The 22,233-nt window shown below is 69.3% G+C and carries 19 protein-coding genes; 13 read left to right on the top strand and 6 right to left on the bottom strand.

Annotation, left to right across the window (positions count from 1 at the left end):
- The first annotated feature begins 29 nt into the window (after window positions 1-29).
- The 3 genes from QTI68_RS22745 (at window position 30) to QTI68_RS22735 (ending at window position 5,006) form a co-directional block, all read left to right on the top strand.
- On the top strand, window positions 30-2,435 hold the full coding sequence (locus QTI68_RS22745; protein ID WP_286524879.1) for a DNA internalization-related competence protein ComEC/Rec2: 2,406 nt from the start codon (window positions 30-32) through the stop codon (window positions 2,433-2,435).
- A gap of 86 nt (window positions 2,436-2,521) precedes the next feature.
- Window positions 2,522-4,015 carry a circularly permuted type 2 ATP-grasp protein gene (locus QTI68_RS22740; protein ID WP_286524735.1) on the top strand — a complete coding sequence of 498 codons (1,494 nt, stop codon included), beginning with the start codon at window positions 2,522-2,524 and terminating at the stop codon, window positions 4,013-4,015.
- Window positions 4,016-4,049: 34 nt separating this feature from the next.
- On the top strand, window positions 4,050-5,006 hold the full coding sequence (locus tag QTI68_RS22735) for an alpha-E domain-containing protein (RefSeq protein ID WP_286524877.1): 957 nt from the start codon (window positions 4,050-4,052) through the stop codon (window positions 5,004-5,006).
- A 15-nt stretch (window positions 5,007-5,021) separates the two neighbouring features.
- On the opposite strand, the gene glpK is transcribed toward QTI68_RS22735, so the two are convergent.
- Window positions 5,022-6,515 (bottom strand): glycerol kinase GlpK, encoded by a 1,494-nt coding sequence (gene glpK / locus QTI68_RS22730; protein WP_286524734.1) that lies wholly within the window; start codon window positions 6,513-6,515, stop codon window positions 5,022-5,024.
- A gap of 12 nt (window positions 6,516-6,527) precedes the next feature.
- On the bottom strand, window positions 6,528-7,298 hold the full coding sequence (locus tag QTI68_RS22725; RefSeq protein ID WP_286524733.1) for a DeoR/GlpR family DNA-binding transcription regulator: 771 nt from the start codon (window positions 7,296-7,298) through the stop codon (window positions 6,528-6,530).
- A gap of 97 nt (window positions 7,299-7,395) precedes the next feature.
- Here QTI68_RS22725 and glpD point away from each other — a divergent pair, with 97 nt between their 5' ends.
- The 10 genes from glpD to QTI68_RS22675 all read left to right on the top strand — a co-directional run bounded on the left by glpD (window position 7,396) and on the right by QTI68_RS22675 (window position 17,468).
- The gene (glpD, locus tag QTI68_RS22720; RefSeq protein ID WP_286524732.1) at window positions 7,396-9,060 is read left to right on the top strand and encodes a glycerol-3-phosphate dehydrogenase; all 1,665 of its coding nucleotides are present in this window, start codon (window positions 7,396-7,398) and stop codon (window positions 9,058-9,060) included.
- The gene (locus QTI68_RS22715) at window positions 9,051-10,127 is read left to right on the top strand and encodes an ABC transporter ATP-binding protein (RefSeq protein ID WP_286524731.1); all 1,077 of its coding nucleotides are present in this window, start codon (window positions 9,051-9,053) and stop codon (window positions 10,125-10,127) included. Before glpD ends, QTI68_RS22715 begins: the two co-directional genes overlap by 10 nt.
- Window position 10,128: 1 nt before the next feature.
- Window positions 10,129-11,199, top strand: a complete 1,071-nt coding sequence (locus tag QTI68_RS22710) for an ABC transporter ATP-binding protein (protein WP_286524729.1) — start codon at window positions 10,129-10,131, stop codon at window positions 11,197-11,199.
- Window positions 11,196-12,086 carry a carbohydrate ABC transporter permease gene (locus QTI68_RS22705; RefSeq protein ID WP_286524727.1) on the top strand — a complete coding sequence of 297 codons (891 nt, stop codon included), beginning with the start codon at window positions 11,196-11,198 and terminating at the stop codon, window positions 12,084-12,086. The genes QTI68_RS22710 and QTI68_RS22705 overlap by 4 nt, the downstream gene beginning before the upstream one ends.
- On the top strand, window positions 12,083-12,895 hold the full coding sequence (locus QTI68_RS22700) for a carbohydrate ABC transporter permease (protein WP_286524725.1): 813 nt from the start codon (window positions 12,083-12,085) through the stop codon (window positions 12,893-12,895). The genes QTI68_RS22705 and QTI68_RS22700 overlap by 4 nt, the downstream gene beginning before the upstream one ends.
- Before the next feature lie 17 nt (window positions 12,896-12,912).
- Window positions 12,913-13,221, top strand: a complete 309-nt coding sequence (locus QTI68_RS22695; RefSeq protein WP_286524723.1) for a DUF2160 domain-containing protein — start codon at window positions 12,913-12,915, stop codon at window positions 13,219-13,221.
- A gap of 83 nt (window positions 13,222-13,304) precedes the next feature.
- Window positions 13,305-15,035 (top strand): ABC transporter substrate-binding protein, encoded by a 1,731-nt coding sequence (locus QTI68_RS22690; RefSeq protein ID WP_286524719.1) that lies wholly within the window; start codon window positions 13,305-13,307, stop codon window positions 15,033-15,035.
- Window positions 15,036-15,146: 111 nt separating this feature from the next.
- Entirely contained in the window at window positions 15,147-15,554 is a 408-nt protein-coding gene (locus QTI68_RS22685; protein ID WP_286524717.1) for an SRPBCC family protein, read from the top strand.
- On the top strand, window positions 15,555-16,964 hold the full coding sequence (locus QTI68_RS22680) for a serine hydrolase domain-containing protein (RefSeq protein WP_286524716.1): 1,410 nt from the start codon (window positions 15,555-15,557) through the stop codon (window positions 16,962-16,964).
- A 6-nt stretch (window positions 16,965-16,970) separates the two neighbouring features.
- Window positions 16,971-17,468, top strand: a complete 498-nt coding sequence (locus QTI68_RS22675) for a flavodoxin family protein (protein ID WP_286524714.1) — start codon at window positions 16,971-16,973, stop codon at window positions 17,466-17,468.
- A 3-nt stretch (window positions 17,469-17,471) separates the two neighbouring features.
- Here the strand turns inward: QTI68_RS22675 and QTI68_RS22670 are convergent, their stop codons facing one another.
- Genes QTI68_RS22670 through QTI68_RS22655 form a run of 4 tightly spaced genes read right to left on the bottom strand, consistent with a single transcriptional unit; the run spans window position 17,472 to window position 22,166 of the window.
- A complete protein-coding gene (locus QTI68_RS22670; RefSeq protein WP_286524711.1) occupies window positions 17,472-18,089 on the bottom strand; it encodes an HD domain-containing protein in 618 nt (205 codons plus the stop codon).
- A 2-nt stretch (window positions 18,090-18,091) separates the two neighbouring features.
- A complete protein-coding gene (gene mltB / locus QTI68_RS22665) occupies window positions 18,092-19,168 on the bottom strand; it encodes a lytic murein transglycosylase B (RefSeq protein WP_286524708.1) in 1,077 nt (358 codons plus the stop codon).
- Window positions 19,169-19,221: 53 nt separating this feature from the next.
- The gene (locus QTI68_RS22660; protein ID WP_286524701.1) at window positions 19,222-21,216 is read right to left on the bottom strand and encodes a transglutaminase TgpA family protein; all 1,995 of its coding nucleotides are present in this window, start codon (window positions 21,214-21,216) and stop codon (window positions 19,222-19,224) included.
- The gene (locus tag QTI68_RS22655; protein WP_286524875.1) at window positions 21,210-22,166 is read right to left on the bottom strand and encodes a DUF58 domain-containing protein; all 957 of its coding nucleotides are present in this window, start codon (window positions 22,164-22,166) and stop codon (window positions 21,210-21,212) included. Before QTI68_RS22655 ends, QTI68_RS22660 begins: the two co-directional genes overlap by 7 nt.
- Window positions 22,167-22,233 lie beyond the last annotated feature (67 nt).

Raw genomic sequence — 22,233 nt, 5'->3', positions numbered from 1 at the left:
AGCGGCACGCCCTGGCCGCCTTCGCCGCGATGGCGGGGTCGGTGCTGGGCGCTGCGCTGCAGCTGCAGCAGGGCGCGTTGTGGCATGGCGCTGTCTATGCCGGGCTGCTCGGCGTCGGGGTGGCCGGATGGTTCGCGCTGCGCGGGCAGAGCCGATGGCTGCCGGCCGGGCTGCAACTGTCGATGGCCCTGTGGGTCGGTGCGATGGCGGGGGGCGGCCTGGCGGGCTGGCGCGCGGTGGCGTACGCGGCTGGTGCCCTGCCTGCGGCGGTCGAGGGTCGCGACCTGTGGGTCGAGGGGCGGGTCGCGGGCATGCCCCAGCATGGCGCGGGCGTGACGCGGTTCACCTTCGAGGTGGCGTCGGCGCGCTGGGTCGCCGGATCGATGGACGGCGAAGAAGCGCCGCGCGTGCCGGCGCGGATTTCGCTCGCCTGGTACGCGCAGGGCGGTGGCCTGTGGGGCCGGTCCGAAACCGACGCGGCACCGTCGGCGGCCCCGGCCGCGTCGGTCCGCGCGGGCGAGCGCTGGCGCCTGGCGGTCCGGCTCAGGGCACCGCACGGCAGCCTGAACCCCCACGGCTTCGATCGCGAGCTGTGGATGTGGGAGCGGGGCGAGCGGGCCGGCGGCCAGGTCCGCAACGGCGTCCGCGATCCGCAGCCCGAACGGCTGGCATCGACCTGGCGCCATCCCGTGGAGCGCCTGCGCGAGGCGGTGCGCGACGCCATCTTCGAGCAGGTCGACGAGCCACGCCATGCCGGCGTGATCGCGGCGCTGGTCACCGGCGACCAGAACGCCATCGAGCGCAGCGACTGGGATGTCTTCCGCGCCACTGGCGTGGCCCACCTGGTGTCGATCTCGGGGCTCCACATCACGATGTTCGCCTGGCTCGCCACGTTGGGCGTCGGCGCCCTGTGGCGCCGCAGTGCGGGCCTGATGCTGCGCTGGCCGGCGCCGCATGCCGCCCTGGTCGGCGGCGTGCTGCTCGCCACCCTCTACGCGGTGTTCAGCGGCTGGGGCGTGCCTTCGCAGCGCACGGTGCTGATGCTCGCGGCCATCGGGGTCCTGCGTCTCGCGGGCCGGCGCTGGCCCTGGCCCTTCGTCTGGCTGCTGGCCTGCGCGGTGGTGGTCGCGGCCGACCCCTGGGCCCTGATGCAGGCCGGTTTCTGGCTCAGTTTCGTCGCCGTCGGCGTGCTGTTCGCGGCCGACGGCGCGGCGGCCGGCGACGCGCCCTCGGGCATCGGTGCCCGCCTGCTGCGCATGCTGCGCGAACAGTGGGTCGTGACGCTGGCGTTGACGCCGCTCACATTGCTCCTGTTCCAGCAGGTCTCGGTCGTCGGCCTGCTGGCGAATGCGATCGCGATCCCCTGGGTCACGCTGGTGGTGACGCCACTGGCGATGCTGGGCGTCGTCGTGCCTTCGCTCTGGCACCTGGCCGCCGGGTCGGTCCAGGCGCTGCTGGCCGTGCTGGAGTGGCTGGCCGGCCTGCCGTTCGCGACCCTGTCGATGGCGGCGCCGCCGCTCTGGACCGCCATCGCCGGCGTGACCGGCGGCGTCCTGCTGGCGATGCGGCTGCCCTGGTCGATGCGCATGCTGGGGCTGCCGCTGCTCCTGCCGGCCCTGGTGTGGCAGGCGCCGCGCCCGGCGGCGGGAGAGTTCGAACTGCTGGCCGCCGACATCGGGCAGGGCAATGCGGTGCTGGTGCGCACCGCCTCGCACAGCCTGCTCTACGACACGGGCCCGCGCTACAGCCTCGAAAGCGATGCCGGGCAGCGGGTGCTGGTGCCGCTGCTGCGCGCGCTTGGCGAGCGGCTCGATGCGGTGGTGGTGAGCCACCGCGACAGCGACCACAGCGGCGGTGCCGCCGCGGTGCTCGCTGCGCAGCCGCAGTCGACGCTGCTGAGCTCGATCGAGCCCGGGCATTCGCTGCAGGCGGTGCGTGCCGCGCAGCGCTGCGAGGCCGGCCAGCGCTGGACCTGGGACGGCGTGGATTTCGAAGTACTGCATCCCCGGGCCGACGACTACACCGTGTTCGCGCCGCCGAAGCCGAACGCCATCTCGTGCGTGCTGCGCATCGGCAACGGCCGGGTCGCCGCCCTGCTGGCGGGCGACATCGAGCGACTGCAGGAGGCGGCGCTGGTGGCGCGCACGCCCGGGCTGCGTGCCGACCTGCTGCTGGTCCCTCACCATGGCAGCAAGACCTCGTCGAGCGGGCTGCTGCTCGACGCCGTGCAGCCGCGCATCGCGCTGGTCCAGGCCGGCTGGCGCAATCGCTTCGGGCATCCGGCCGGGGAGGTGGTGGCGCGCTACCGGGCGCGGGATATCTCGCTGGTGGAGTCGGCGCGCTGCGGTGCCGCCACCTGGGCGAGCAGTGCCCCGGAACAGCTCCGGTGCGAGCGTGTGCAGGGTCGGCGCTACTGGCATCACCTTCCGCCCTGAACGCCCCACGGGCGCAAATTCCATCATTCGCCGCCCGGGTTTGGCCTTGAACTTGCTAAGCTATGGCCAAGGAGATTGGTCGTCCCATGCACAAATTCGATGAGATGTACGAACAGCTGCCCTACAACGGCGCGGCGGTCCGGAGCCACTACAAGCGTTACGACCAATGGCTCGCCAGGCAACCCGGCGAGGTGATGCGGTCGCGGCGCGAGGAAGCCGAATTGATCTTTCGGCGGGTGGGCATCACCTTTGCCGTCTATGGCGCGAAGGACGAGGACGGCTCGGGCACCGAGCGCCTGATCCCGTTCGACCTGCTGCCGCGGATCATCCCGGCGCACGAATGGGCCTCGATGGAAAAAGGACTGGTCCAGCGGGTCACGGCGCTGAACCGCTTCATCCACGACGTCTATCACGGGCAGGAGATCATCAAGGCCGGCGTGATCCCCGCCGAGCAGATCCTGAACAACGCCCAGTACCGGCCCGAAATGGTGGGCGTCAAGGTACCGAACGACATCTATTCGCACATCTCGGGCATCGACATCGTGCGCGCCCCCGATGCCCAGGGCAACGGCGAATACTACGTGCTCGAGGACAACCTGCGCGTTCCCAGCGGCGTGAGCTACATGCTCGAGAACCGCAAGATGATGATGCGGCTGTTCCCCGAGCTGTTCAGCCAGAATCGGATCGCGCCGGTCGCGCACTATCCCGACCTGCTGCTCGAGACCCTGCGCGCCTCGGCGCCGCCGGCCACCGCCGAGCCGACGGTGGTGGTGCTGACGCCCGGCATGTACAACAGCGCCTACTTCGAGCACGCCTTCCTGGCCCAGCAGATGGGCGTCGAGCTGGTCGAGGGGCAGGACCTGTTCGTCAAGGACGACTTCGTCTACATGCGCACCACGCGCGGCCCGCGCCGGGTCGACGTGATCTACCGCCGGGTCGACGACGACTTCCTCGACCCCGAGGTGTTCCGCCCGACCTCCACCCTCGGCTGCGCCGGCCTGATGCAGGCCTACCGCGAAGGCAACGTCGTGATCTGCAACGCGGTCGGCACCGGCGTGGCGGACGACAAGTCGATCTACCCCTACGTGCCGAAGATGATCGAGTTCTATCTCGGCGAGAAGCCGATCCTGAAGAACGTGCCGACCTACATGTGCCGCAACAAGGACGAGCTTGCCTACACGCTGGACAACATGAAGGACCTGGTGGTCAAGGAGGTGCACGGCGCCGGCGGCTACGGCATGCTGATCGGCCCGGCCGCGACCCAGGCCGAGATCGAGGACTTCAAGAAGGCCGTGCTCGCCAAGCCCGACGGCTACATCGCGCAGCCGACCTTGAGCCTGTCGACCTCGCCGACCTTCGTCGACGCCGGCATCGCGCCGCGCCACATCGACCTGCGGCCCTTCGTGCTGTCGGGCAAGGAGGTCCAGATGGTGCCCGGCGGCCTCACGCGCGTGGCGCTCAAGGAGGGTTCGCTGGTGGTCAACTCGTCGCAGGGCGGCGGCACCAAGGACACCTGGATCCTCGAGGCCGATCGCAGCGCCCGGCCGCGCGCGCCGGCGCAGTCGCAAAGCCAGTCATGATCATAAGAAGAGAGCACACGGAAGCACACCCATGATGTTGTCACGCACCGCCGATCACCTCTACTGGATGTCGCGCTACACCGAGCGGGCCGAGAACACCGCGCGCATGCTCGACGTCAACTACCAGACCTCGATGCTGCCGCAGTCGGCCGAGGTCGCGCAGTACGGCTGGCAGGGCCTGCTGTCGATCAGCGAGCTGCTGCCGCTCTACAACGAGGAGCACCAGGGATTCAAGCCCGACGAGGTGATGGAGTTCATGGTCAAGGACGAGTCGAACCCGTCGTCGATCCTGTCCTGCCTGCGCGCCGCGCGCGAGAACGCGCGGGCCGTGCGCGGCTCGCTGCCGACCGAAGCCTGGGAGACCCAGAACACGACCTGGCTGGAAGTCAACCGGATGCTGCGCGCGGGCGATTTCGAGCGCGACCCGGGCCAGTTCTTCGAGTGGGTCAAATTCCGCTCGCACCTGTCGCGCGGCGTGACGCTGGGCACCATGCTGCAGGACGAGGCCTTCTACTTCTCGCGCCTGGGCACCTTCCTCGAACGGGCCGACAACACGGCGCGGCTGGTCGACGTCAAGTTCCATGCGCTCAACAGCGAGTTCTTCGGCACCGCCACCGAGGAGGACCAAGAGTACGACTTCTATCACTGGAGCGCGATCCTGCGCAGCGTCTCGGCCTTCGAGGTCTATCGCAAGGTGTACCGCGACGTGATCAAGCCCGAGCGCGTGGCCGAGCTCCTGATCCTGCGCGCCGACATGCCGCGCTCGCTGCACGCCAGCCTGCGCGAGGTGGTGAGCAACCTCGACATGGTCAAGAACGAGCAGAGCGCCGAAACGCAGCGCCGCGCCGGCAAGCTGCTGGCCGACCTGCAGTACGCGCGGGTCGACGAGATTCTCGCGACCGGGCTGCATGCCTACCTGACGCAGTTCCTCGACCGGGTGAACGAGCTGGGGTGGCGGATCAGCCAGGACTTTCTGGTGCCGGGGCACTGAGGCAGCCGCCCGCCCTCACACCAGCGTCGCCCTCCGCACCGCCAGCTCCCACCGCCCCATCGCCTCCTCGGCCTTGGCGCGGCTCAGGGTCGGCATGAAGCGCCGCTCGACCCGCCACAGCTTCGACAGCTGTCCGACGTCGGCATAGACCCCGGTCGACAGCCCCGCGAGATAGGCGGCCCCGAGGGCCGTGGTCTCGGTCACCTCGGGCCGCACCACCGGAATCCCCAGCAGGTCGGCCTGGAACTGCATCAGCAAGTCGTTGACGCAGGCCCCGCCGTCCACCCGCAGCTCCGCCACCGGCATGCCGCCCGCGGCGACCGCGTCGCGGCTCATGGCCTGCAGCAGCGCGGCGCTCTGGTAGGCGATGCTCTCCAGCGCCGCGCGCGCGATGTGGGCGACCGTGGTGCCGCGGGTCAGGCCGGTGATGGTGCCGCGCGCGTCGGCGTCCCAGTAGGGCGCGCCGAGCCCGGTGAAGGCCGGCACCATCATCACGCCGCCGGCATCGGGCACGCTCTCGGCCAGCGCCTGCACCTGGGCGCTGCCCTGGATCGCCTTGAGGCCGTCGCGCAGCCATTGCACCACCGCGCCGCCGACGAAGACGCTGCCCTCCATCGCGAACTGCGGCGTCGCACTGGTCTGCGCCGCGCTGGTCACCAGCAGGCCGTTGTGCGAGGGCTGGAAGGCGCCGCCCGTGTGCATCAGCATGAAGCAGCCGGTGCCGTAGGTGTTCTTGGCCATGCCGGCGTCGAAGCAGGCCTGGCCGAAGAGGGCGCTCTGCTGGTCCCCCGCGACACCGCCGATCGGCAGGCTGCGCCCGAGCAGGGCGGCGTCGATGTCGGCGAAATGCGCACTCGACGGCTTGACCTCGGGCATCAGCGAGGCCGGGATGTCGAGCGCCTTCAGCAGCTCGGCATCCCATTGGTTGGCGTGGACGTTGAACAGCATCGTGCGCGAGGCATTGCTGACGTCGGTCACGTGCACCTTGCCGCTGGTCAGCTGCCACATGAGCCAGCTGTCGACCGTGCCGAAGGCCAGCTCCCCGCGCCCGGCCGCGGCGCGCGCGCCCGGCACGTTGTCGAGCAGCCAGCGCAGCTTGGTGCCCGAGAAGTAGGCGTCGATCACCAGGCCGGTCTTCTCGCGGATCGCGTCGGCCATGCCGTCGGCGCGCAGCTGGGCGCACAGCGGCTCGGCGCGACGGTCCTGCCAGACGATCGCGTGATGCACCGGCTGGCCGGTCTTGCGGTCCCACAGCAGCGTGGTCTCGCGCTGGTTCGTGATGCCGACGGCATGGATGTCGGCGGGCTGCAGCCCGGCCTTGTCCAGCACCTCGCGTGCGGTGGCGAGCTGGCCGTTCCAGATCTCCATCGGATCGTGCTCGACCCAGCCGGGACGCGGGTAGATCTGGGTCAGCTCGCGCTGCGCGATGGCGACGATGCGGCCTTCGGCATCGAACACGATGCTGCGTGAACTGGAGGTGCCCTGGTCGAGGGCCAGCAGGTAGGTCATGGCAAGAATCCTTCAGGTGTCGCGCGCGATCTCGCAGCGTACCTGGGCGCGCTCCAGCAGTTCGGGAAAAGGCGGCGGCGGCTCGGCATCGGTGAACAGGCAATCGATCTGCGACAGCTTCGCCAGCTCGATCATCGCCGGCCGGTTGAACTTGCTGGCGTCGGCCGCCAGCCAGACTTCGCGCGCCTGGGCGATGATGGTCTGCGCCACCTTCACCTCGCGCAGGTCGAAGTCGCGCAAGGTGCCGTCGTCCTCGATGCTCGAGACGCCGATCAGCGCGATGTCGACCTTGAACTGGCGGATGAAGTCGACCGTCGCCTCGCCCACGATGGCGCGGTCGCGCAGCCGCACCGAGCCGCCCGCCACGATCACCTCGCAGGCCGGGTTGTCGCTCAGGATGCTGGCCACGTTGAGGTTGTTGGTGATCACCCGCAGGCCGGTGTGGCGCAGCAGCGCCTTGGCGATCGCCTCGGTGGTGGTGCCGATGTTGAGGATCAGCGAGCAGTCGTTGGGCACCCGGGCCGCCACCGCGCGTGCGATCCGCGCCTTGCCTTCGGCGTGCAGCGTCTCGCGCTGCTGGTAGCCGATGTTCTCGGTGGTCGAGCTTGGCACCCGCACGCCGCCGTGGAAACGCGCCAGCAGGCCTTCGTCGGCCAGCCGCTGGACGTCGCGGCGCACCGTCTGGAGCGTGACGCCGAGCATGTCGGCGAGCTGCTCGACCGTGATCGAGCCGCGCGAGCGCACGGTGTTGAGAAGCTTGAGCTGGCGCGGGTTGGAATTCACGGGGAAAAGGGGAAGCGGCGCGTTCTACTTTAGAACGAACAAAAACGAATGGACTTTAGGGTTAACGACTAGGAAAATCGCGTCGTAAGGAACCAAAATGAAAAGATTCGAAAGCGAAAAGCCCCTTGATCGTGAACTAAGTCACATCGGATCGGAACCTATCGCCGTGAGCGCCACCGCCTCGCCACCGACCCCGCCGGCCACCGACTGCGACGTGCTCATCGTCGGCGGCGGCATCAACGGCTGCGGCATCGCGCGCGACCTCGCGGGCCGCGGCTGGCGCGTGCTGCTGTGCGAGAAGGATGACCTCGCGGCCCACACCTCGTCCTCGTCGACCAAGCTGATCCATGGCGGCCTGCGCTATCTCGAGTACTACGAGTTCTCCCTGGTGCGCAAGGCGCTGCAGGAGCGCGAGGTGCTGCTCAAGAGCGCGCCGCACATCATGTGGCCGCTGCGCTTCGTGATGCCGCACGACCCTTCCATGCGGCCGGCCTGGATGATCCGCATCGGCCTGTTCCTCTACGACCACCTGGCCAAGCGCGAAGTGCTGCCGGGCTCGCGCACCGTCGACCTGGGCCGCCACGAGGCCGGTGCGGCGCTCAAGCCCGCGTTCAAGCGCGGCTTCGTCTATTCGGATGGCTGGGTCGACGATGCGCGCCTGGTGGTGCTGAACGCGCTCGACGCCCGCGCCCGCGGCGCCGAGGTGCTGACCCGCACCCGCTGCGCGAGCGCGCAGCGCAGTGCCGACGGCTGGACCGCGGTGCTCGAGGGTCCCGACGGCCGGCGCACCGTGCGTGCCCGCGCCGTGGTGAACGCCGCCGGCCCCTGGGCCGAGGCCTTCCTGCGCGGCGTGGCGCATTCGGCGCAGGGCGAGGCGCTGGCGACGCGGCACCTGCGGCTGGTCAAGGGCAGTCACATCGTGGTGCCGCGCGTCTTCGGCCACGACCACGCCTACATCTTCCAGAACCCCGACAAGCGGATCATCTTCGCGATTCCCTACCAGGACGACTTCACGCTGATCGGCACCACCGACATCGAGCTGCAAGGCGACGATCCGGGCGCGGCGCGCATCGGCTCCGACGAGATCGATTACCTGTGCGAGCAGGCCAGCCGCTATTTCGCGCAGCCCGTGAAGCCGTCGGACGTGGTCTGGACCTATTCCGGCGTGCGGCCGCTGCTCGACGACGCCTCGGGCGACCCCGCGGCCGTGACGCGCGACTACATGCTCGAGTCGAACACCGCGGCGGCGCCGCTGCTCTCGGTCTGGGGCGGAAAGATCACCACCTTCCGCAAGCTGGCCGAGGACGCCGCCGACGAGGTCGGGCGGATGTTGGGCGAGACGCGCGCAGCCTGGACCGACGGCGCCTTCATGGCGGGCGGCGACCTCGCCGACTGGATCGGCGCCACCACCCGCAGCACGCGCCCCGACGACGACTTCGAACGCTTCGTGGCCGCCGTGCAGGTGCGGCACCCCTGGCTCGAGCCCGCGCTGGCGCACCGCCTGGCACGGGCCTACGGCGCCCGGATCTCCGAAGTGCTGGGCGACGCCGCGTCGATGGCCGAGCTCGGGCCGGCCGTGGCCCCCGGCCTGCACGAACGCGAGCTGCACTACCTGCAAGACCAGGAGTGGGCCTGCAGCGGCGACGACGTGCTCTGGCGCCGTTCGAAGCTCGGCCTGCGCTTCACGCCGCAGCAGCGCGACCAGGTGGGCGCCTGGATGCAGCATCACGCCCGCTCGAAGGAAGGAGCCCCATGCAGCTGAGCCTCGAACGCGTCACCAAGAAGTCGGGTCCGCAGACCTGGCTCTACCCGCAGAGCATCGCGCCCCACAGCGGCGCGGTGACGGTGCTGCTGGGCGCGACGCAGGCCGGCAAGACCAGCCTGATGCGCCTGATGGCCGGGCTCGACGCGCCGACCGAAGGCAAGGTCCTGGTCGACGGGCAGGACGTGACCGGCGTGCCGGTGCGCCAGCGCAACGTGGCGATGGTCTACCAGCAATTCATCAACTACCCGTCGCTCAGGGTGGCCGACAACATCGGCTCGCCGCTCAAGCTGCGCGGCGAGAAGAACGTCGAGGCGCGGGTGCGCGAACTGGCCGACAAGCTGCACATCGGCATGTTCCTCGACCGCTATCCGGCCGAGCTGTCGGGCGGCCAGCAGCAGCGCGTGGCGCTGGCCCGCGCACTGGCCAAGAACGCGCCGCTGATGCTGCTCGACGAGCCCCTGGTCAACCTCGACTACAAGCTGCGCGAGGGCCTGCGCGAAGAACTCACGCAGCTCTTCGCGAGCGGCGATTCCACCGTCATCTACGCCACCACCGAGCCCGGCGAGGCGCTGCTGCTCGGCGGCTACACGGCCGTGATGGATGCCGGCGAGCTGCTGCAGTACGGCCCGACCGCCGAGGTCTTCCACGCGCCGCAATCGCTGCGGGTGGCGCGCGCCTTCAGTGATCCGCCGATGAACCTGATGGCCGGCCGCGTGGTCGCCGAAGGCGTCCAGATCGAGGGCGGCCCGCTGCTGCCGCTCGCGCTGCCGGCCGGTGTCGACGGCGCGGTCACGGTCGGCGTGCGCGCCAGCGCGCTCGACGTGCAGGCGGGCGAGGGCGGCATCGCGCTGCCGGGCAAGGTCGAGCTGGCCGAGATCTCGGGCTCCGACACCTTCGTCCACGTCGAGACCCTGGTGGGCGAACTGGTCGCGCAGCTGACCGGAGTGCACCGCTTCGATCTCGGTGCCGCCGTCACGCTGTACTTCCACGCGCCGCAAGCCTATGTGTTCGACGACGGCGAGCGGCTCGTCGTGGCGCCCGACTGGCGCCGCCCGAAAGGCTGACATGGCACGCATCGATCTCGACCTCGCCCATGCCTACCGCGCGAATCCCACGCAGGACAGCGATTACGCGCTGCTGCCGCTGCGGATGAGCTTCCGCGACGGCGGCGCCTATGCCCTGCTCGGGCCTTCGGGCTGCGGCAAGACCACGATGCTCAACATCATCTCGGGCCTGCTGGCGCCGTCGAAGGGCAGCGTCAAGTTCAACGGCCGCGACGTGACGCTCGAGACCCCGCAGCAGCGCAACATCGCCCAGGTGTTCCAGTTCCCGGTGATCTACGACACCATGACCGTGGCGCAGAACCTGGCCTTCCCGCTGCGCAACCGCAACGTGCCGGCCGAGCAGATCCGCAAGCGGGTCGGCGAGATCGCCGAGATGCTCGACATGAGCGGCCAGCTCAACCAGCGCGCGGCCGGCCTCGCCGCCGATGCCAAGCAGAAGATCTCGCTCGGCCGCGGGCTGGTGCGCAGCGACGTCTCGGCGGTGCTCTTCGACGAACCTCTGACCGTGATCGATCCGCACCTCAAGTGGCAGCTCCGGCGCAAGCTCAAGCAGATCCACCGCGAGCTCAAGCTGACGCTGATCTACGTCACGCACGACCAGGTCGAGGCGCTCACCTTCGCCGAGGAAGTGGTGGTGATGACGCGCGGCAAGGCGGTGCAGATCGGCAGCGCCGAGGCCCTGTTCGAGCGCCCGGCCCACACCTTCGTCGGCCATTTCATCGGCTCGCCCGGCATGAACTTCCTGCCGGTGATCAGCACGGGCGGCATGCTCGACATCGCGGGCACGCGGCTGGCCGCGACGCGCGAATTGCCGGAAGGCGCGCTCAAGCTGGGCATCCGGCCCGAGTACGTCGCGCTGGCCGAGCCCAGCGCGCCGGGCGCCGTGCCCGCGACGCTGACGCAGCTGCAGGACGTGGGCACCCACCTGATGCTGACCGCGCAGGTCAACGGCAGTGCCCTGAAGGCCAGGCTCGCCTCCGAGGCCGTGGTGCCCGCGACCGGCGCCACAGTGTGGTTGAAGGTGCTCGGCGCCAAGAGCTGCTTCTATCGAGACGAGGAGCTGGTGGCATGAACGGATCCAACAAGCCCCTCAACCAGAAGGCCTGGTGGCTGGTGCTGCCGGTGCTGCTGTGCGTCGCCTTCTCCGCCATCGTGCCGCTGATGACGGTCGTCAACTACTCGGTGCAGGACATCATCTCGCCCGAGCGGCGCGTGTTCGTCGGCACCGAGTGGTTCGCCGCCGTGATGCGTGACGACGAGCTGCACGCGGCGCTCTGGCGGCAGCTCGGGTTCTCGATCGCGGTGCTGGTGGTCGAGATACCGCTGGGCATCCTGCTCGCGCTGTCGATGCCGGCCACCGGCTGGAAGGCCTCCGCCGTGCTCGTGATCGTCGCGCTCTCGCTGCTGATCCCGTGGAACGTGGTCGGCACCATCTGGCAGATCTTCGGTCGGGCCGACATCGGCCTGTTCGGCTACACGCTGCAGAAGATGGGCATCGACTACAGCTACACCGGCAATGCCAGGGATGCCTGGCTCACCGTGCTGCTGATGGACGTCTGGCACTGGACGCCGCTGGTCGCGCTGCTGTGCTTCGCGGGCCTGCGCTCGATCCCCGATGCCTACTACCAGGCGGCGCGGATCGACGGCGCCAGCAAGTTCGCGGTGTTCCGCTTCATCCAGCTGCCGAAGATGCGCGGCGTGCTGGTGATCGCCGTGCTGCTGCGCTTCATGGACAGCTTCATGATCTACACCGAGCCCTTCGTCCTCACCGGCGGCGGGCCCGGCAATGCCACCACCTTCCTGAGCCAGTACCTCACGCAGAAGGCCGTCGGCCAGTTCGACCTGGGCCCGGCGGCGGCGTTCTCGCTGATCTATTTCCTGATCATCCTGCTGCTGTGCTTCGTGCTCTACAACTGGATGCTGCGCGTCGGCACGCTGGACGTCGAGGAGGAAAAATGAACGAAGACCGCTTCCAGAAGCGCACCCTGTTCATGGTGCTGTACCTCGTCTTCGCGCTGTTGCCCATCTACTGGATGGTCAACATGAGCTTCAAGACCAACGAGGAAATCCTGTCGAGCTTCTCGTTCTTTCCGCAGCAGCTCACCTGGGAGAACTACCGGCGCATCTTCACCGACGAGTCGTGGTACTCGGGCTACATCAACAGCCTGATCTACGTCGGCATCAACACCGTCATCTCGCTCACGGTGGCGCTGCCGGCCGCCTATGCGTTCTCGCGCTATTCCTTCCTTGGTGACAAGCATGTCTTCTTCTGGCTGCTGACCAACCGCATGACGCCGCCGGCCGTGTTCCTGCTGCCGTTCTTCCAGCTCTACTCGACGGTCGGCCTGATGGACACCCACCTGGGCGTGGCGCTGGCGCACCTGTTGTTCAACGTGCCGCTGGCGGTCTGGATCCTCGAGGGCTTCATGAGCGGCATCCCGCGCGAGATCGACGAGACGGCCTACATCGACGGCTACTCGTTCCCGCGCTTCTTCCTCACCATCTTCCTGCCGCTGATCAAGGCCGGCGTCGGCGTCGCGGCCTTCTTCTGCTTCATGTTCAGCTGGGTCGAACTGCTGCTGGCGCGCACCCTGACCAGCGTGAACGCGAAACCCATCGTCGCGACCATGACGCGCACCGTGAGCGCCTCGGGCATGGACTGGGCCACGCTGGCGGCGGCCGGCGTGCTGACCATCGTGCCGGGCGCGATCGTGATCTGGTTCGTGCGGCATTACATCGCCAAGGGCTTCGCGATGGGCCGCGTCTGAGAGTCGAGGAGCACACCATGTTCGAATGGATGGTCTGGACCACGCCGGTGGCGATCTTCTTCAGCTGCATCGCGTTGATGCTGGTCGGCATGACCGTGTGGGAGCTCAAGTCGCCCACCACCTTGCGCCGCGGCTGGCTGCCGCTGGAGACCACGCGCGGCGACCGGCTCTTCATCGGCCTCCTGATCGCGGCCTACATCAATCTGATCTTCATCGGCATTGCCGGCAGGCTCCAGGAGTGGATGAGCCTGGAGGCCGAGCCGTCGATCTGGATCAGCTTCGTCATTTCAATGGGCGTGCTCGCGCTGGTGATGCGCAAGGGCTGAACCCACCTTTTCCACGGACCGGCTCTTTCGCTTTCCCGGAGCCGGATCTGCAAGAAGCGGGAAGCGCCATCGAGGAGACAAGCATGAAGATTCGCTACACAGCGTTGGCAGCGGCGGCGGCGGCTTTCGCCCTGCAGAGCGCCTGGGCCGGGGAGGCGGAGGCGAAGAAATGGATCGACAGCGAATTCCAGCCGTCGAGCCTCAACAAGGAGCAGCAGGCGGCAGAGATGAAGTGGTTCATCGACACCGCCAAGAAGCTGCAGGACAAGGGCGTCAAGGAAATCGCGGTGGTGTCCGAGACCATCACCACCCACGAGTACGAATCGAAGACGCTCGCCAAGGCCTTCGAGGAGATCACCGGCATCAAGGTCAAGCACGACATCATCCAGGAAGGCGACGTGGTCGAGAAGCTGCAGACCTCCATGCAGTCGGGCAAGTCGATCTATGACGGCTGGATTTCCGACTCCGACCTGATCGGCACGCACTACCGCTACGGCAAGATCATGTCGCTGACCGACTACATGGCCGGCGCCGGCAAGGAATGGACCAACCCCGGCCTGGACGTCAAGGACTTCATCGGCACCAGCTTCACGACCGCGCCCGACGGCCAGCTCTACCAGCTGCCCGACCAGCAATTCGCCAACCTCTACTGGTTCCGCGCCGACCTATTTGCGCGCCAGGACCTCAAGGACAAGTTCAAGGCCAAGTACGGCTACGATCTCGGCGTGCCCCTCAACTGGAGCGCCTACGAGGACATCGCGGAGTTCTTCACGGTCGACGTCAAGAACATCGACGGCAAGCCGATCTACGGCCACATGGACTACGGCAAGAAGGACCCGTCGCTGGGCTGGCGCTTCACCGATGCCTGGCTGTCGATGGCCGGCACGGCCGACAAGGGCATCCCGAACGGCATGCCGGTCGACGAATGGGGCATCAAGGTCGCAGCCGACAAGTGCACGCCGGTCGGCGCCACGGTGGCGCGCGGCGGCGCCACCAATTCGCCGGCGGCGGTCTATGCGCTGACCAAGTACATCGACTGGATGAAGAAGTACGCGCCCAAGGAAGCGACTGGCATGACCTTCGGCGAGGCCGGGCCGGTGCCGGCGCAGGGGCAGATCGCGCAGCAGATCTTCTGGTACACGGCCTTCACGGCCGACATGACCAAGGCCGGGCTGCCGGTGGTCAACGCCGACGGCTCGCCCAAGTGGCGCATGGCCCCCGGGCCGAACGGGCCCTACTGGAAGCAGGGCATGCAGAACGGCTACCAGGACGTCGGCTCGTGGACCTTCTTCAAGAGCCACGACCCCAACAAGACCGCGGCTGCCTGGCTCTATGCGCAGTTCGTGACGTCCAAGACGGTCTCGGCGAAGAAGAGCGTGGTCGGCCTGACCTTCATCCGCGAGAGCGACATCCAGCATGAGTACTTCACGCAGAACGCCAACAAGTACGGCGGCCTGATCGAGTTCTATCGGAGCCCGGCGCGCGTGGCCTGGACGCCGACCGGCACCAACGTGCCCGACTACCCGAAGCTCGCGCAGCTGTGGTGGAAGAACGTGGCCGAGGCCGTGACCGGCGAGAAGACACCGCAGAAGGCGATGGACACGCTGGCCGAGGAGATGGACAACGTCATGGGCCGCCTGGAGCGCGCGGGCATGGCCAAGTGCGCGCCCAAGCTGGCGCCGAAGGGCGATCCGGCCAAGATGCTCAGCGACGAGCATGCGCCGTGGAAGAAGCTGGCGAACGAGAAGCCGAAGGGCGAGACCATCGACTACTCGAAGCTGCTGACGGCGTGGAAGGAGGGCAAGGTACGCTGAGGCAAGCAGCAGGGCGGCGCGCGGGGCCGGGCATCGCCGCGCGCGCCCCGTGGTTCTCGCACCTGCGGCTAATATCTTCGAGTCGAAACCCTCCGATCCTTTCGAGCCACCATGAAAATCACCGTCGAAACCACGGTTGCCGCGCCGATCCATGATGTCTGGCGCGCCTACACCACCCCCGAGGACATCATTCAGTGGAACGCCGCGTCCGACGACTGGCACACCACGGCGGCGACAGTGGACCTGCGGGTGGGCGGTGCCTTCTCGTCGCGCATGGAGGCCAAGAACGGCAGCATGGGATTCGATTTCGCCGGCACCTACACCGAGATCGTGCCCCAGGCCCTGATCGCCTATGCCTTCGGCGACCGGACCGGGCGGGTCGAATTCACCGAGGGTCCCGATGGCGTCAGGGTGCGCGTCACCTTCGACGGCGAGGACCAGTATCCGGTCGAGCAGCAGCGCCAGGGCTGGCAAGCCATCCTCGAGCGCTTCGCACGGCATGTCGAGGCCATGCGATAGATGGTGTCGGCCAGGAAGAGCGCGGAATCGGCCGGACTGAAGGCCGCGCTGGACTATGTGCCCCGGTGGCTCGGCTTCCAGCTCGAACGCTACCGGCAACCCGGGTGCTCGGTCGCGATCGCCCGGGGCCAGAAGGTGGTCGCCGAAATCGCGCTGGGCGTCGCGGACATGCGCACCGGTAAGCCGCTCACGCCCAGGCACCGCTTTCGGATCGCGTCGCATTCGAAGAGCTTCACGGCCAGCGGCGTGATGCTGCTGCGCGAGCAGGGCAAGCTCGGCCTCGACGATCCCATCGGCCGCCACGTGGGTGGCCTGCACAAGGAGCTCGCGAAGGCCCGCATCGGCGAGCTGCTGTCCCATGGTGCCGGCGTCGTGCGCGACGGTGCGGACGGCGGCCAGTTCCTGGACCGGCGGCCATTTCTTTCGCGCGCCGAACTGCGCGACGAGCTCTCCAGGAAGCAGCCGCTCGCGCCGGGCCTGCAGCTGAAGTACTCGAACCATGGCTACGGCCTGCTCGGCCTGATGATCGAGGAGATCAGCGGTACCGAATACCCGGCCTGGATCACGCGCCACGTGATCGAGGCCGCAGGCTTGAAGGAGACGGTGCCCGACATGCCCCAGTTGCCCAGGTCGGCGCCCCTGGCCATGGGCCACAGCGGCGAGTTTCCCTTCGGGCAGCGCCTGATCGTGCCGGGCGACAACGTCTGCCACGCGATCGCCCCGGCGGGCGGCTTCGTTTCGACCGCCTCGGACGTGGCGCGCTTCTTCGCGCAGCTGGCGCCGGACAGCGAGGAGAGCATCCTCTCGCCGGCCAGCCGGCGCGAGATGATGCAGCGCCGCTGGCGCGACGACTGCAACAGCATGGAGGCTTACTACGGCTACGGCACGATGATGAACGAGCGCGGCCCGAAAGAGTGGTTCGGCCACACGGGCAGCCTGCAAGGGTTCATTTCGCGAACCGCGCGTTTTCCGGCTTCGGGCTACACCGTCACCGTGCTAACCAATGCGCAGGATGGCATGGCCTATGCGTGGGTCGATGGCATCGTGAGCATTCTCTCGGCCTTCGGACGGCACGGCGCGCCTGCCAGGCGGCTGGAAAGCTGGAACGGCCGCTGGTGGTCCATCTGGGGCGCGAGCGACCTGGTCGCCATGGGCCAGGTGGTCTGCCAAGTGGCACCGGCCCTGGCCACGCCCTTCGACGCGACCACCACCGAGATCTCGGTCACCGGCAAGGACAGCGGCATGATCCGCAAGACGTCGGCCTACAACAGCCCCGGACAGCCGGTCCGCCGCGTCCACGACCGCAAGGGCAAGCCATCGGAGCTCTGGGTCGGCGGCACCCAACTGCTGCCGAAGGATGCGATGGTGGCGGAGGCGACCCGGCGCTACCCGAAGACGCGGCCGTCCTGATTCGCCATGAACCCCAAGACCCTGCTGATCGTGTACCACTCGATGACCGGCGGCACCGCCCAGATGGCGCAGGCCGCCGCCGAGGGAGCGGCCGACGAAGCCGGCGTGCAGGTGCGCCTGCTGCGCGCGCCGGAGGCCCAGCCGGACGACGTGCTGGCTGCCGACGGCTATGTGTTCGCGACGCCCGAGAACCTGGCAGCGATGGCCGGGCTGATGAAGGATTTCTTCGATCGCTGCTACTACGCCGCACTCGACCGCCTGAACGGCCGGCCCTACGCCGCCCTGGTGTGCGCGGGCAGCGATGGCCAGAATGCGGTGCGCCAGCTCGAACGCATCGCCACCGGTTGGCGGCTGCGACAGGTTGCGCCGACGCTGATCGTCTGCACCCATGCGCAGACGCCCGAGGCGATTTTGCGGCCGAAGCAGATCGGTGCCGCCGATCTCGCGCAATGCCGCGAAGTCGGGGCGGCGCTGGCCGCCGGCCTGTCCCTTGGCGTGTATTGACGCCTACCCGGCGACCGCCCGGCCCAGGTTGGCTCGGGCTGCTGCTTCCAGTCGGGCGCGCATCGGCGCCGTGAGGTAGATCGGATCGCGCGCGAGGAAGCCGCCCAGGATCTGGCGCCGCCGAGGCTCGAAGACCGCCGGCGGCACGTGCCCGTATTCGCCCCTGATCTGGCGCTCGTATTCGGCGAAGCGCGCCGGTGACGCACCGAGGATCGCCAGGTCGATGTCGACCAGCAGGCGGGCATCGGTGCCGACAGGCTGGGTGTCGTGGCGGGTGGCCATCACGAGCGCATGCAGGCGTTCGGCGACATCGGGCGCCAGGCCGGCGCCGAGGGCGGCCTGCCGCGCCCAGTCGGCGCTGCGCGCCTCGTTGTCGTGCCGATGCACGTCGTAGATGGCGTCATGGAACCAGAGCGCCAGCGCGACCTCGGCCGGCCGCTCGGCGCCGCCGCGCTCGCGCGCCAGGTGGGCGAGGCACTCGCCCAGGTGCTGCAGCGTGTGATACGCGCGATGCGCCTCGCCGTAGCGGGCCAGCAGCTCGGCCAGCACGGCGTCGTCGGGAGACGCATCGAGCGCGCGCCAGGCATCGGACCACGACGCACGCAGCGCGGCTGCATCCATCGCTACTGCTCCATCGCGGTTCGCACTTCGCGGCCGAGTTCGATCACCGACATCGCGTAGTAGCTGCTCCAGTTGTAGCGCGTGATCACGTAGAAGTTCTTGGTGCCCGCGACATAGCTGGGCGGCTCGTAGCCGTTCTGCAGTTCGATCAGCGCCAGCAGGCCGGGATGGCGCAGCGCCTCGCCCTGGAGCAGCGCACCGCCGGCGACGAAGGCATCGGCGCTGAAGGTCGGCACGATGTCCGGCGCCAGCAGCACCTGCTTCTGGAGCCGGGTCGGGTCGAAGCTCACCGGAAAGACCGGCGCCACGCCCGGCTGCCAGCCGAAGCCCTTGAAATAGCTCGCCACCGAGCCGATCACGTCGGCCGGGTTGTGGACCAGGTCGATGCGGCCGTCGCCGTCGAAGTCGACCGCGTACTTCGCGATGCTGCTCGGCATGAACTGCGGCATGCCCATGGCGCCCGCATAGCTGCCCAGCGGCACCAGCGGGTTTTCGGCGGTGCGGCTCTCGGTGCTGAGGAAGCTTTCGAGTTCGCCGCGGAAGAAGGCCTGCCGTTCGGCCGCGCGCGGGTGGGCCTCGGGGAAGTCGAAAGCCAGTGTGGCCAGCGCGTCGATCACGCGGAAGCTGCCCATGTTGCGGCCGTAGATGGTCTCGACGCCGACGATGCCGACGATGATCTCGGGCGGCACGCCGTAGGTCGCCTCGGCGCGCGCGAGCGTGGCGGCGTTGTCGCGCCAGAAGCGAACGCCGGCCGCGATGCGCACCGGGTCGATGAAACGGCTGCGGTAGACCTGCCAGTTCTTCGGCGTGCCGCTCGGTGCCGGCAGCATCAGCCGCGGCACGTTGGGAAGCTGGCGTGCGTTGCCGATGGTCGCGCGCACCCAGGCCGGATCGAGACCGCGCCGCGCCGCCACCTCGTCGGCGAACTGCATGGCGTCGGCGCGGGTGGCGTAGGAGATGCCGCCGCGCACGGCCGCGTGGCGCTTGTCCTTGGCGGCCTGGGCCGCGACCGGCACCGCCGCGAGAAAGGTGGCCGCCAGCAGGAAGGCCGGCAGGGCATGGGAAAGAAGGCGTCGCATCGCTTCGATTGTGCCGTTGCGGCGCAGGCCGCCCCGAAACGACACATGTGGTTTCAGCGCGGCCATGCGAGCCGCCTGAATTCGCTGCGCAGGGCCGACAGGGCATCGCCGGGCGCCTTCGCATAGCGTTGCGCCTCGAGGCGCAGCAGCCATTGGCGTGCCGGTTCCGCGCCGCTGCCGAAGCGCTCCGACAGCCGCTGCGCCATCTGGCGCGGCGAGGCGCTTTCGGGCACCTCGACACCGGCCTGCCGGAGCCGTTCGCGGGCCCGGCCCAGCAGCCGCAGCCAGGGGTCGTGCTGGCTGCGCTCCCAGAGCGTCCAGCCGGCGCCCGCGAGGCTGGCGGCGACCAGCAGCGCGAGCAGCACCAGCGCCAGGTCCTGCAGGCTGGGCGCCGTGAAGCCGAGGGTCTTGAGCAGGTCCAGCTGGCGGCTCTGCGTGTAGTTCAGCACCCACTGGTTCCAGCCGTTGTTGACCGCCTCCCAGGCGGCGCGCAGGTTCTGCGACAGGGTCGGGTTCATGGCGCCGATGGCGCCGGCGATCAGGCCGGGCTGCGGAGCCAAGCGGCGGAACTGGCCGACCCGGTCGGGCGAGATCGCGCCGGTCGGGTCGACCCGGACCCAGCCGACGCCCTGCTGCCAGACCTCGGCCCAGGCATGGGCGTCGCTGTTGCGCACCACCCAGAAGTTGTCGACGCCGTTGATCTCGCCGCCCTGGTAGCCGGTGACGATGCGCGCCGGGATGTCCAGCGCACGCATCAGCACCACGAAGGACGAGGCGATGTGCTCGCAGAAGCCGGCCTTGCGGTCGAACCAGAACTCGTCGGCGCTGTCGTCGCCGAACAGGCCCGGCTCCAGCGTGTAGGCATAGCCGCCGGTGCGCAGCCGCTGCAGCACGTTCTGCACCAGGGCCGGGGTCGAGGCACCGGCCAGCGCCGGATCGGCGCGCATCTGCGCCGCCAGCGCGACGGTGCGCGGATTCGAGCCCGGCGGCAGCGCCACCTCGTCCTGCAGCACCGCGCTGCGCCGCGTCGGGCCGCTCTCGAACTCGGCGTAGCTCTCGGCGCGGTAGCGCACCAGGTCGCCGATCGGGCGGGTGGCGACCCACTGCAGTTCGGGGGTCGCGAACAGCTCGTAGCCCGCCAGCTCGGGCCGTCTCGGCGCCGCGTCCAGGGTGAGTACCCAGGGCCGGTTCGAGGGTTCGAGCGTGACCTCGTAGCCGACCGGGGTTCCGCGCACGCGCAGGTTCCGCGGCGCGGCGCTGCGCGAGAAGGGCGGCGGGGCGCTCCATTCGCGGCCGTCGAACTTCGACAGCACAGGGCCGCGGAAGTAGAGCGTCGTGCGCGGCGGCACCCGGTCGTCGTCGAACCTGATGCGCGCGGCGATGCCTTCGTCGAGCGCGAGTTCGGCCACGCTGCCCACGCGCATCGTGTTGGAGAGCCCGGTGCGCCCGGTCATGGCGTCGTTCGGCGTGCCCCACAGCGGCGCCATGCGCGGAAAGAGCATGAACAGCACCAGCATGATCGGCGCCCCCAGCAGCGCCATGCCGCCGGCCGTGCGCGCGGCCTGCATCAGCGGCGGCTTGCCCACCGGCATGTGGGCATTGACCAGCGCCGTCAGCAGCCCCAGCAGCGCCAGCAGCATCGCGAAGGCGGTGGCGAGCGACTGCGAATAGAAGAAATTCGTGAGCATCGTGAAGAAGCCCAGGAAGAAGATCACGAAGGCGTCGCGGCGGGCGCGCAGCTCGAGCGTCTTGAGCGCCAGCAGGATCACCACCAGCGTCACGCCGGCATCGCGGCCGAGCAGCGTGCGGTAGGTGATGTAGGTCGCGACCAGCGTCAGCGCGAGCAGGGCGATGCGCCAGCCCCGGGCGGGCAGCGGCCGGCCCTGCGCCGCCAGCGTGCCGCGCCAGAGCAGAACGATGGCGGCCAGCGTGCTGCACCACCACGGCAGGTTGGGCAGCTGCGGCAGCAGGATCAGGCCGATCACGGCCAGCAGGAAGAGGGTGTCGCGGGCGTCGCGCGGCAGGGCCTGGAGCCGGGTGCTCAGCATAGGGCCAGCGCCTCCAGGCATTGCCGCTTGTGGGCCTCGCCCTGCGATGGCGGCAGCACGCGGCCGGCGACCCGCAGGCCGTAGTCCACGCCCAGCCGGTCGGCCATCAGCACCCAGGCGCAGAGCCGGGAGACCCGTGCTTCGAGGCCGGGCAGGCCGGTGGCCTGGGCGTCGAGCCAGAGCTCCTGCCGCTGGGCCTGCTGGGTGTCGCGGCTCACGAGGTCTTCCGAGCCCCGGGCCTGGGCCTGCGCCGCGCGCTTCCACACCACCAGCTTCAGCGGATCGCCGCGGCGGTAGGCGCGCACGCCGTCGTACTCGCCCGCGGCATGGGCGCGCAGCGCGGTCGAGGCGGCCGGGCCGGCCAGCGGCTCGCCGGCCGGCAGCGGCGGCGGATGGGTCTCGGGCGCCGGGTAGACCAGCACCTGCGAGGCCGGCCGCCACACGGTCCAGACCCGGAAGGTGCCGAGCGGAAAGCGGGTCTCGGCGGTCAGCGTGGGCACCGGGTGCAGGCCGCGCCGCTCGGGCCTGAAGGCCACCTCGACCGTGGCGCTGCCTTCGGCCGGCACGTCGCACCAGGCCCACTGGCCGCTGCGGTGCACCGCCAGGCCGATGCCGTAGCGCGTGCGCCGCCGCGTGTTGTCGAGCACCACGCGGAACACCGCGGCGGCACCGGCGTAGCGCGGCTCGGGCGTGAGCAGGTGCAGCGCCAGGCCGCGCAGCGTGCCGTGGCATACATGCATGCCGACCGCCACGCTGCCGGCCAGCAGGAAGGTCAGCAGGTAGCCGAGATTGAGCTGGTAGTTGATCGATGCGACCAGTAGCAGGAGCAGCGTGGCCGCCAGCATCCAGCCGGCCGGGGTCGGCACGATGTAGACGTTGCGCTGGGTCAGTTCGAGCGCATCGGACGGCGGGCGCCGGCTCAGGAACCAGCGGTCGATGCGCCGGCGCAACGGCGCGACGAGCGACCTCCGCGCGGCAGCGCTCCGGAATTCGCCTCGGGAGCGGCCCGGCGCCGGC

Source organism: Variovorax sp. J31P207 (genome assembly GCF_030316965.1).
GTDB lineage: Bacteria > Pseudomonadota > Gammaproteobacteria > Burkholderiales > Burkholderiaceae_C > Variovorax > Variovorax ginsengisoli_B.
This window is presented reverse-complemented; position numbering and strand designations above follow the sequence as displayed.

Coding starts and splice junctions, on each gene's coding strand:
- QTI68_RS22695 (WP_286524723.1), top strand. CDS start 12,913: ATGTTCGAATGGATGGTCTGGACCACGCCGGTGGCGATCTTCTTCAGC.
- glpK (WP_286524734.1), bottom strand. CDS start 6,515: ATGACCTACCTGCTGGCCCTCGACCAGGGCACCTCCAGTTCACGCAGC.
- QTI68_RS22700 (WP_286524725.1), top strand. CDS start 12,083: ATGAACGAAGACCGCTTCCAGAAGCGCACCCTGTTCATGGTGCTGTAC.
- QTI68_RS22680 (WP_286524716.1), top strand. CDS start 15,555: ATGGTGTCGGCCAGGAAGAGCGCGGAATCGGCCGGACTGAAGGCCGCG.
- QTI68_RS22715 (WP_286524731.1), top strand. CDS start 9,051: ATGCAGCTGAGCCTCGAACGCGTCACCAAGAAGTCGGGTCCGCAGACC.
- QTI68_RS22670 (WP_286524711.1), bottom strand. CDS start 18,089: ATGGATGCAGCCGCGCTGCGTGCGTCGTGGTCCGATGCCTGGCGCGCG.
- QTI68_RS22735 (WP_286524877.1), top strand. CDS start 4,050: ATGTTGTCACGCACCGCCGATCACCTCTACTGGATGTCGCGCTACACC.
- QTI68_RS22745 (WP_286524879.1), top strand. CDS start 30: ATGGCGGGGTCGGTGCTGGGCGCTGCGCTGCAGCTGCAGCAGGGCGCG.
- mltB (WP_286524708.1), bottom strand. CDS start 19,168: ATGCGACGCCTTCTTTCCCATGCCCTGCCGGCCTTCCTGCTGGCGGCC.
- QTI68_RS22710 (WP_286524729.1), top strand. CDS start 10,129: ATGGCACGCATCGATCTCGACCTCGCCCATGCCTACCGCGCGAATCCC.
- QTI68_RS22740 (WP_286524735.1), top strand. CDS start 2,522: ATGCACAAATTCGATGAGATGTACGAACAGCTGCCCTACAACGGCGCG.
- QTI68_RS22690 (WP_286524719.1), top strand. CDS start 13,305: ATGAAGATTCGCTACACAGCGTTGGCAGCGGCGGCGGCGGCTTTCGCC.
- QTI68_RS22675 (WP_286524714.1), top strand. CDS start 16,971: ATGAACCCCAAGACCCTGCTGATCGTGTACCACTCGATGACCGGCGGC.
- QTI68_RS22660 (WP_286524701.1), bottom strand. CDS start 21,216: ATGCTGAGCACCCGGCTCCAGGCCCTGCCGCGCGACGCCCGCGACACC.
- glpD (WP_286524732.1), top strand. CDS start 7,396: ATGAAAAGATTCGAAAGCGAAAAGCCCCTTGATCGTGAACTAAGTCAC.
- QTI68_RS22685 (WP_286524717.1), top strand. CDS start 15,147: ATGAAAATCACCGTCGAAACCACGGTTGCCGCGCCGATCCATGATGTC.
- QTI68_RS22705 (WP_286524727.1), top strand. CDS start 11,196: ATGAACGGATCCAACAAGCCCCTCAACCAGAAGGCCTGGTGGCTGGTG.